The organism is Methylobacterium sp. WL103 (genome assembly GCF_008039885.1).
GTDB classification, from domain to species: domain Bacteria; phylum Pseudomonadota; class Alphaproteobacteria; order Rhizobiales; family Beijerinckiaceae; genus Methylobacterium; species Methylobacterium cerastii.
The window spans coordinates 1-2,390 of the sequence record NZ_VRUX01000621.1; the positions used below are offsets into that span (position 1 = coordinate 1).

Sequence of the window (2,390 nt, forward strand, 5' to 3'; positions counted from 1 at the left end):
CCGCCGGCCCCGGGCCGGTCGCGGCCGGAGCGACGGTCTCGGCCGTGACCGAGATCTCGTCGAGGTTGGCCTCGGCCACGCCCGGCTGAGACAGGGCGGACCGCATCAGGACGGCTTGTGGCGGGACGGCCGCGCCGACGACGAGCAGAAGGATGCGCAGGCGCGGAGCGAAACGGGATACGGACACGGGACCTCGGGCGACGCGACGTGGCACGTCACCGCGAACGAGGCCGATCCCCCGCGCCGTCCCTCCGACGGCATGAGGCTTCGACACCCGCCGGGGCACCCCGCCCGACGCGCTTCGCGTGTGACCACGACCGAGGGCAGGTCTCCTGGCTCGCGGGTCGTCGCCCGCCACCGTCTTCCCGGATGCGGCGCATCCAGTGACGTGCGTTGGTGGAAGGCTCGCCGCTTACAGTTGCGGGGGCAGCCACGGCTTCGACGAAGGCCCTTCCAGGCTCCGTCCCACCGCGTTCCCTTTTGATCCTCGATGAGGAACCCTCGCGCACAGGTTGCGTCGGGCGCGGACCGCGCGTCAATCCGGCTTTCGCAGCGCGTCGCCGGGTGTGGCCGATCCGCGACGCCGCCTTCACCTGCTGCGCGGTCGCGTGGCCCTCATGCGAGCCGGTCTCCGCCTCGCTTCGGAACGCCCTAGCGGCTCGCTGCGAACCGGGCCGGGCCGTCGCCGCGGCCGGCGACCACCACGAGGCGCCGGACCTCGCCGCGCAGGAACGCCTGCAGGAAGCGGTCGTAGTTGCGGAACGACACGCAGCCGTTCGAGGCGCCGCTCGGCCCGAGCATGTAGGTGTGGGCGAGCAGGCCGTCGCGGCCGTGGATGGCGGCAGACCCGCCCACCGGGTTGAGGCGGATCGCCCGGACGCCGTGGAACAAAGCCTCGCGCTCGGTGAGGTCGTAGGTGCCCGGCGGGGTCGAGCCGCGCATCCGCAGGTGCACGAAGTCCGGGTGGTCCATGCTGGCGCCGAGGCCGGAATGAGCTTCCAGCACCTCGCCGCCGGGCAGGCGGACGGTGCGGGCGCTGATGTCGTAGATCGCCGTGCCGGCGCCCGCGTCGGGGCTGGGGAACAGGCGGCCGCGCGACCGGTCGAGACCGGGTCTCTCCAGGGCGGCGTAGGCCAGGGCCGCGCGGGCGCCGGAGGTGTCCTCCGGATCGGCGCTCGCCACGGCGACCACCGGCTTCGGCCTTCCGCGCGGCGCTGCGACGGGCGCCGGTGCCGGGTCGCTGCGGCCGCCGAACAGGCCGGCGAGGAACCCGACGAGGCTCGGGCCCTCCTCCTCGTCGGCGGAGGCGATCTGCGAGGACACGCCGAGCACGGTGCCGCCGCGGGCCAGGATCTCGGCGCGGGCCTCCTCGTAGCGCGGGAACGGCCGGTTGTCGGAGGCCAGGTGGACGGTCTTGCCATCGGGGAACAGGCGCGCGAGCTGGTCGTGGCTCATCCGCGGCCACATGCGGACCGAGCCGACGTCGAGGTGGACGAAGGGCGAGCCGGCATGCGGATACCAGCCGACGCCGCCGCGCTGCATCTGCAGCCCGACCGCGCGGATGTCGTCGATCGAGACGCCGGGCAGGTAGAAGTCCATCGCCTTGCCGAGCATGTGCTGGCTGTACTCGGCCACCGCCTTCGAGCGGCGGCGCAGCATCGCGTTGGTGCCGGGCGAGCGATAGGCCGAGACGACGTGGATCGGCTCGGAGGCGCCGACCTGTCGATAGGCCTCCCATACCGTGTCGAACAGGCGCGGGTCCATCTTGGTCGGCTCGTCGATGCGCCAGTCGCGCAGGAGCCAGTTCAGCTGCTCCAGGGCCGCGCGGTCGTAGCGCCCGTCGCGCTTGAACGTGATGGTCGCGCTTTCCTTGGTGTGGGTGTGGAAGATCGTCAGCGAACGGGTGTCGCCGTTGGCGACCGCATCCTGGGTGCCGGTGGTCCCCGCCGCCAGCGCCATGACCATGCCGGACAGGCCGAACAGGATTCGCCGAAGACGAGAGGGCCGGGGCGTCGTCTGGCTCGGCGTCGGCACGATCGTCTCACCCCTCGGACGCGGCCCGCGCTGCGCGCGGGACCATGGTGAACGCAAGGTTGCCGAAAACCGTGAAGACCGGGTTATCGGCGCCCCCTGCAGGACACCCGCGATTCCCTTACGGCTAAGTCTGGACCGTGGCGAAATCGTGCCGGCAAGCGCGCCGGCGCACGTCGCCGGGCAGGTGATGCGGACGGGTCACGGGAAGCCCCGCCGGAGGCGAATACCAGACCGGCAAAGCGGCCGGATCACCACCAGCTGCGCGAAACCGGAGCGGGATTCGGGGTCCACAGGCCGGGCTCGCCGAACTCGGGCGCCGGGGCCTCGGCGCTCGCCCGCACGGCACGGCGCGGCAC

General features: G+C 72.8%; 2 protein-coding genes and 1 riboswitch. Both genes read right to left on the reverse strand.

Features of this window, described 5'->3' with window-relative positions:
- Positions 1–187: hypothetical protein (locus FV222_RS23300; RefSeq protein WP_147815751.1), on the reverse strand; the 187-nt coding region annotated here is incomplete at its 3' end.
- 117 nt (positions 188–304) lie between these two features.
- A riboswitch (cobalamin riboswitch) is annotated at positions 305–518 on the reverse strand.
- A gap of 133 nt (positions 519–651) precedes the next feature.
- Entirely contained in the window at positions 652–1,965 is a 1,314-nt protein-coding gene (locus FV222_RS23305) for a DUF882 domain-containing protein (RefSeq protein WP_246685622.1), read from the reverse strand.
- Positions 1,966–2,390 lie beyond the last annotated feature (425 nt).